The organism is Belnapia moabensis DSM 16746 (assembly GCF_000745835.1).
Classification (GTDB): domain Bacteria; phylum Pseudomonadota; class Alphaproteobacteria; order Acetobacterales; family Acetobacteraceae; genus Belnapia; species Belnapia moabensis.
In genome coordinates this window covers 185,095-192,298 of the sequence record NZ_JQKB01000002.1, presented here as the reverse complement: position 1 = coordinate 192,298, position 7,204 = coordinate 185,095, and the positions used below count along the sequence as shown (strand labels likewise).

Genomic DNA, 7,204 nt, shown 5'->3' with positions numbered 1-7,204 from the left:
CGGCATGCGCTACCCCGCCGGGCGGCAGACTGAGAGCCTCGAGGTTGCTGGGCGGATGATTCCGAACGAGATCGCCGGGAAGTACGAGCTGCGCGGCACCCTGGGCAGCGGCGCGATGGGCATCGTCTATGACGCGCTCGACCGCAACATCGAGCGGCGGGTGGCGATCAAGGTGGTGAAGCGGCCGCCGCCGGGCGACCCGGAGGGTGAGGAGGCGCATGGCCGCTTCCGTCGCGAGGCGCAGGCGGCCGGCCGGCTCGCCCATCCGAACATCGTCGGCGTCTACGACTATGGCGAGAATGCCGAGACGGCCTGGATCGTCATGGAGCTGGTCGAGGGCGGTTCGCTGAAGGACCGGCTGGACCGGAAGGAGCGCTTCCCCGTCCCCGAGATCGTCCGGATCATGGAGCAGGTGCTGGCGGCGCTCGCCTATTCCCATGCGCGCGGCGTGGTGCACCGGGACATCAAGCCGGCGAACATCATGCTGTCCGGCGACGGCACGGTGAAGATGGCCGATTTCGGCATCGCCCGGCTCGAGAATTCCTCGATGACCCAGGTCGGCACCGTCATGGGCACGCCGAGCTACATGGCGCCCGAGCAACTGCGCGGCGAGACGGTGGATGCGCGGGCCGATATCTGGGCAGCCGGCGTGATGCTCTACCAGCTGCTGACCGGGGAGAAGCCCTTCGAGGGCGGTTTCTCGGCGGTGATGCACAAGGCGCTGCACACCGAGCCGCCGCCGCCCTCCAAGCTCTCGGTGACGGCGCCGCAGGCCTTCGACGCGGTGATCGCCACGGCGCTGGCGAAGCGGCCGGAGGAGCGCTACGCGACGGCGACGGCCTTCGCCGAGGCGATCCGCGCGGCGGCGACGGCGCCAGCCGCGGCCCCGGGCTTCGCCGATGCGGGGCGGCTGCCGGGGCTCGACAGCGAGGCGACGCTGGTCGGCACCATCCCGCCCGCCGCGCCGCGGCCGGCGGCGCCTCCGTCTGCCGCGGCGCCCGTCCGCAAGGCGCCGGTTGGGTTGATCGCCGGCGGGGCGGGGGCACTGGCTGCTGCCGGCCTCGCCGCCTTCTTCCTGTTCGGCAATGGCGGCGATGGTCGGCAGGCGGAGCAGCAGCGGCTGGAGCAGCTTCGCCAGGCGGCGGAGCAGGCGGCGCGGGAGAGGGCCGCCGAGGCCCAGCCGCCATCGCCTCCGCAACCCGCAATGCTGCCGACCGCGACGGCGGATGTCGCATCGCCCGCCACGCCCCCATCCGACACTCAGGCGGAGCTGGAGCGGCGGACGAGGGAGGAGGCGACCCGGCGCGAGGAGGCCATGCGCCAGCAGCAGGCGGCCGAGGCGGCCCGGCAGCAGGAGGCCGCGCGGCGCGAGCAGGCGGCCGACGAGGCGCGGCGGCGGGCCGATCAGCTTCGCACCGACTTGGCTGCGGCCGGGGCGGCGATGGCGGAGACGCCGTGCAGCCTGATCTCCTGGTCCTCGACGGGGACGAGCCTCAACGTCACCGGCATCGTCCGCCGCGGCGACGAGGCCGCGCTGCGTCAGCAGGTCACGGCGCGGGGCCTGCCGCCTGAGGCGGTGCAGATGCAGCTCCGTGGCTTCAACGGACCCTATTGCGAGGCGCTGGACTTGGTGCGGCCCTATCTGGCGGCGCCGGATGCCGGACCGCAGGCCGGCCTCATCGGCAGCGCGCCGCTGGCGATGGGAGAGCTGCTGCGCCTTTCCGTCACCATGCCGCCCCATCCGAGCCATCTCTATGTCAGCTACCTGATGCAGTCGGGCGAGGTGGCGCATCTGGTGCCCTCGCGGGCCGAGGCGCCGAACGCGCAGCTGCGGCTCGGCGACCCGAGCGGCAGCTTCACCGGCTGGGAGGTGGATGAGCCCTTCGGCACGGATCTGGTGCTGGTCTTCACCTCCGACCGACCGCTGGTCGCCCAGCGGCGGCCGGTGGTGGAGAAGGCGGAGGACTATCTCCGCGCGCTGGCCGCCGGGCTGAAAGCAGCGCAGCAGCAGAAGGGCCGCGTCGCGGTGCAGGCGGTGCTGGTGGAGACCGTCGCCCGTCGGTGACGGCCGCTACGGCAGGGGCAGCCCGCTGCGCAGCAGCCCGCGCAGCCGCTCGACCGCGGCGGGCGGCAGGCCGACCATGGCCGGTGAGAAGAGGCGCGGATCGGGCGTGAAGAGCGTGTAGGCCATGGCCTCGTTGGCCATCAGCTCCTCATTGGCGGTGTCGTAGCCCTCGCGGCCGAGGAAGGCGCGGTAGGCGGCGCGCTCCGCCTCGCTGAAGCCGTTCTGCCAGACTGCCCGCACATGCTCGGCGAAGCCGGGCCGGGTGAAGTAATGGCCATGGCCGATCTCGTGCCGCAGCACGGCATCGCGCATCGGCGCATCCACCGGTCCGCCGGGATTGGCGACGGAGACAACGGCGAAGGGACCGGGCCCGGCCAGCGCCGAGGCGGTGACGAACTGCTCACGTAGCCAGAGCTCCGCTTCGGTCAGTGGCACGCGGTCGCGCTCGGCAAGGGCGAAGAAGCGGGCGAGATCGGCGGAGCGGTAGTCATGGCCAAGATACCAGGTCTCCGCCGTGTCGCCGTTGCGGGCGATGGCGGCGGCGAGCTCGACGCCGTCGAGCAGGCGGTCGCGCGGCAGCCCGGCCTTCTCCACCAGCGCGGCGGCGCGGTTCATCGCAGCACCTTGCTGCGCGAGGCTTGGGAAGAGCAGGACGAAGACGCGGGGATTCTCGCGCAGCCGCAACAGGCTCGGCCGGTCCGGGGCGAGGGCGAGCAGCTCCGCCTCTGCCAGCAGCGGCACCGTAGGGGCGGCGGCGATGACGGGTGGCGGTGGGGCCGGGGATGGCGGGGGCGAGGGACCCATCAAGGCCCAGGTCGCGGTCGCGGCAGCGGCGACCGCCCCCAGGGCGACCGCGGCCCGTGGCAGGCCGAGGCGCGATTGCCGCACCGGCCTGCTGCGGGAAATCCTGACCGTATCGTCATCGGCCCCCGGCATGGGCGGGCTCAGCTGCCGAGGTTGACGACCTGGACGCGGCGGTTCCGCGGCTCATTCACTTGCGGCGGCGTCTGCACCAGGGGCTGGGAGGAGCCGAAGCCGACCGCGACCATACGGCTGTCGGGCACGCCATAGACGCGGATGAGGTAGTCGCGCACCGCGGCGGCGCGGCGCTCGGACAGGGCCTGGTTCACCGCGGCATCGCCGACCGTGTCGGTATGGCCCTCGATGCGGAAGCGGTAAGGGGCGAGGTCGGGCGAGGCCAATGCCCGGCCGAGCGGGGCGAGGGCGCGCTCCGCCGTCGGCGTCAGCGCGGCGGAGCCGGTCGGGAAGGTGACGGTAATGGAAACCGAGGGAGCATCCGCCGTCGTATCGCGCGGCGCGGCGCGGGGCGCGGGGGGACGGGCGGTCGCGCTCTGCTCCGGTACCTGGGGCTTCGCCGGCGCGCTCCAGACCGGGGCCGGGGCGGCGACCGGGGCGGGGGCCGGCGCCTCGCCCGGCAGCCGGAGGCCGCGGGTGCCGGAGCCGCCCGAGGGCTTCAGCCGGTCGATCAGGGATTGCGCCGCGCTGTCGCTCTGGGCGCTGGCGATGGCAGGGAGCGTGAGGGCGAGCGTGGCTGCGAAGCAGGCCAGCACCGGAAGCCGGGCCATGATGCGGGTACTTTCTCGATCAGAGTGTTGCGGGGACATGGCAGCCTAGCTGCCGAGATTGATGACCTGGACCCGGCGGTTGCGGGCCTCCGCGGTTTCGTCCGGGGTGGCGACCAAGGGCTGGCTTTCGCCGAGGCCGATCGATTCGAGCCGTGTGGCGCTGACGCCGTGGCGAGTGGTCAGGTAGTCGCGCACGGCAGCGGCGCGGCGCTCGGAGAGGGCCTGGTTGAGCCCAGGGCTGCCGACCGTGTCGGTATGGCCCTCGATGCGGAAGCGGTAGGGGGCTAGATCGGGCGAGGCCAGGGCGCGGCCGAGCTCGTCGAGGCTGCGTTCGGCCTCGGGCGTCAGCGTGGCGGAGCCGGTGGCAAAGCGCAGCATGATGGAGGCGGCGGCGGTGCCAGGCGGGGCCGTGGTCGTGCGCTGCGCCGCCGGCGTGGCGGGTGCGGGCGAGGAGGGCGCCTGGCCGGGGACGCGGATGCCGCGGGTGCTGCCCGGTTGAAGCTGCTCGATCAGCTCCTGCATGCTGGGGTTGTCCGCCTGGCTGCGCTGGGCTCCTGCCTGGCCGGGCGCCAGCAGCGCCGCCATGCCGAGCATGAGCAGGGTCGTTCCAGTGCGGGTCATCAGGCGCCTCCGTCCGTGGGCGATATGTTAGCGCAAATCCAACCCGTCCGCACATCTCGCAATAGACATGCGCGCCCAGGTTTCAGGTGGAATGTGCACCCTTTGGCCGTTCCAGTTCTCATATCGCCGTGACGAGGCTGCCTTCGAAGCGGGGTTCCGTCCCGTCGCGGCGGCGCGGCTTCGAGGCGGTGAGCCAGGAGGACCAGCCGAGGCGGTCCTGACCGAGGGCCAGAGGCGGGATCGCGTCCGCCGCCAGCACCGGGGCGATGGCGAAGCTGGTGTCGAGGCCGGCGAAGAGACGGGCGAGGGCGAGGACGCGGCCATGCTGCGGCGTGCCGGGCAGCATCGCATCGAAGCGTTCACGGTCGAGTGGGCCGATGCGGATGGTGAACCGGGCTTGGCTGTCCCAGGTCTGCGCCCCGGCGACGGCGCCCTGTCCGAGCAGCGCATGCTGGCCGCCGAGCGCCCGGCCGCGGCCGCCGCCGGCAAGGCGCGTCTGTTCACTTGGCGGCAGGCGAATCCAGCCACCGGCGAACTCCTCGATCCGGACAGGCAGGCCCGTCTCCTCCTCCAGCATGGCCTGCAAGCGGGCAGCGGAGCGGCTGCGGGAGGCGAGGTTGCCGGCATGATAGAGCAGCCGCGGGAGGTCGAGGCCGAGCCGCCCCTCGAGATGCGGCGTGGCGAGGCCGATGACGGCGCCCAACGCCCGCTCGGCCGGCGCCGGGTCCCGCGTCGGCCGGTACTTGTCGCCTGCCTTGACGAAGAGGCCGGTGAAGCGCGAGGCGCCCATGTCGAGGAAGGCGTGCAACGCCTCCGAGCGCTTGCGCTGCTCTGCGCCGACCAGGGCGGTGAAGTGCCGCGGCAGCACGCCTCCGGCGCCGACCAGGCCGAAGGTGGTGACGGGGAGCTGTCGCCCCTCGGCGCGAGGCGGGCCGATCTCGCCCTCGGGATAGCCCAGGCGGAGCACTGTGCGGTAGCGCAGCGCCAGGAGGTCGCCGCCTGGGGCGAGCAGATGCGCCGCTTGGTCGAGGCTGAAGCGCGTCGGCTCCTGCATCAGTCTGGCGCGGGGCGCGGCGGGCAGCGCACGGATGGGCGGCGGCAGAGCGTTCACAGCAGCGACCGCGTGCCGCTTCGCGCCGGCCATTGCGCGACGTATCCGGTGCGGCCGCGCAGCGCGACGCCGGTGCGGACGAAGGCGTTGACCGAGACCTGGAGCGAGAGGAAGCGCTCGAGGATCGCCGCCATCAGATAGAGCCCGCCGCCCTGCCAGCGTTGCGCGTCATAGGTCAGCGTGACGTCGAGGCCGCGCACCAGCGCGCCGGGCCTGCCGCCGGGGAGGCGGGCGACGCCGGGGCGGGCATCGACCGCGAGCAGGGCGGCGAGGGAGGAGCGGCTTTCGGCGCTGTCGCGGAGGTCGTGCAGGCGGAGCATCTCGCGGAGCGCCAGCGCCCCGGCCTCGCCGCCGCTGACCGAGAGATGGTTGAGCGCGAGATGCGAGATCAGCTTCCAGGCGCCGCGCTCGCGGAGATTGGGGCGGAGCGTCGGCGTCGGCGGCGAGAGCGCCTCGGCGAAGGCGGCGGGCGACCCGCCGGTGGCGATGCGGAGCTGCGGCTGGCCGCCGCCGAAGGGCAGCATGCTCGGCAGGTCGCGGTTGCAGCAGAGCGCTTCCACCGTCAGCACGCCATCGGCCGGGCGATGCGGGTCGAAGGCGGCATCGCGCAGGCTGAGCAGCGTCTCCGTGCCGCCGAGCGTCGGCGGGGCGGGGCGGCGGCTGGCGATGTAGTGGGCCTCGGCGGCCTCGCCCTCGGCATCGGCGCGGCCGAGCCGGTGGAAGGGCAAGACGAAGCGGCGGGTGCCGTCGGCGCGGCTCTCGCGCACCTGTTCGACGGCATAGACTTCGAGCGCGGTCGGGCGGCGGGCATCGGGCACGACCAGCCATTCGGATTGGGTGCCGTCGAGCGCGATGGGCTCGCAGCGCTGCGGGAAGAGATTCACCGCCGGCGTGCAGGCGAGTGCAAAATTCTCCGCCGACAAGGTCCGCTCGAGTTCCGGCATGGAACGGGAGAGGTAGATGAAGACCTCCAGCCGGTCGCCCTTCTGGACGAGGCTGCGAGCATCGAGTCCGTCGAGGTCGAGGTAAAGGAATTTCTCGGGGAAGGCGAAGAATTCGGTCAGCAGCCGGTGCCCGGCGAAGGCGCGGCGCGGCCAGGGCAGCGCAGCTTCCTCCGCCTCGAAGCCGCCGGGCTGCAAGGCGCCGGCGCCGAGGATGGTGGGGCGCGCATCGGCCGGGCCGTCGGCAAGGGCGATGGACATGGTCGCGGTGCAGAGCAGCTCGTGGAGCTGGGCGGCGGCCGGGCCGATGCCGCGGAGATGCAGCCGCAGCCGGTCGAGGCCGAGCTCCGCCATCGGCAGGTCGGGCGAGGCGGTGCGCAGCGTCAGGCGGAGGCAAGCGACGGCGCCGGTCGCACGCGGGTTGGTCGGCGCGGTGAGCGGCAGGCCGGAGAGGCGCGCGGAATCGATGACGAGGGGCCAGAGCGTCACGTCGTGGCAGGTGCGGAAGCGGACGGGCTCGCCGCGCACCGGCTCTGTCTCCACCGCGAGGCCGCGCGGCACCTTCACCGGCGCCCGCGTATCGGCGGGCGGGGCGAGGCGGAGCGTGGTCATGGATGGGACGGGGGCCAGCAGATGCGGCGAGAGCATCTCGAGCAGCGCGTCGCTGATCTCGGGCAGCTCGTCATCCAGCCGGTGCTGGACGCGCGCGGCGAGGAAGGCGATGCCCTCCAGCAGCCGGGCGACGAAGGGGTCGTCCACCGTCTCTGCGGAGAGGCGGAGGCGGCCGGCGACCTTGGGGAAGGCCTCGGCGAATTCGCCCGCATCCTTGCGGATGGCAGCCAGCTCGCGATTGAAATAGGGAAGCAGCGTCTCCGACATC

At 73.2% G+C, this 7,204-nt stretch carries 6 protein-coding genes; 1 reads left to right on the top strand and 5 read right to left on the bottom strand.

Translation table 11 applies throughout. The features are described 5' to 3' along the window. The first annotated feature begins 4 nt into the window (after positions 1-4). Entirely contained in the window at positions 5-2,065 is a 2,061-nt protein-coding gene (locus EP26_RS01905) for a serine/threonine-protein kinase (protein WP_052388688.1), read from the top strand. Between the two features lie 6 nt (positions 2,066-2,071). Here EP26_RS01905 and EP26_RS01900 read toward each other — a convergent pair whose 3' ends face one another. The 5 genes from EP26_RS01900 to tssF all read right to left on the bottom strand — a co-directional run bounded on the left by EP26_RS01900 (position 2,072) and on the right by tssF (position 7,203). Continuing rightward, the gene (locus EP26_RS01900) at positions 2,072-3,001 is read right to left on the bottom strand and encodes a hypothetical protein (RefSeq protein WP_043335058.1); all 930 of its coding nucleotides are present in this window, start codon (positions 2,999-3,001) and stop codon (positions 2,072-2,074) included. An 8-nt stretch (positions 3,002-3,009) separates the two neighbouring features. Then, the gene (locus EP26_RS01895) at positions 3,010-3,651 is read right to left on the bottom strand and encodes an OmpA family protein (RefSeq protein ID WP_052388687.1); all 642 of its coding nucleotides are present in this window, start codon (positions 3,649-3,651) and stop codon (positions 3,010-3,012) included. Positions 3,652-3,696: 45 nt separating this feature from the next. Next, positions 3,697-4,272 (bottom strand): OmpA family protein, encoded by a 576-nt coding sequence (locus EP26_RS01890; RefSeq protein ID WP_043335057.1) that lies wholly within the window; start codon positions 4,270-4,272, stop codon positions 3,697-3,699. Positions 4,273-4,390: 118 nt separating this feature from the next. Then, the gene (gene tssG / locus EP26_RS01885) at positions 4,391-5,416 is read right to left on the bottom strand and encodes a type VI secretion system baseplate subunit TssG (protein WP_052388686.1); all 1,026 of its coding nucleotides are present in this window, start codon (positions 5,414-5,416) and stop codon (positions 4,391-4,393) included. Further along, complete coding sequence (gene tssF, locus EP26_RS01880; protein WP_043335055.1) at positions 5,380-7,203, bottom strand: type VI secretion system baseplate subunit TssF; 1,824 nt, start codon at positions 7,201-7,203, stop codon at positions 5,380-5,382. Before tssF ends, tssG begins: the two co-directional genes overlap by 37 nt. Position 7,204 lies beyond the last annotated feature (1 nt).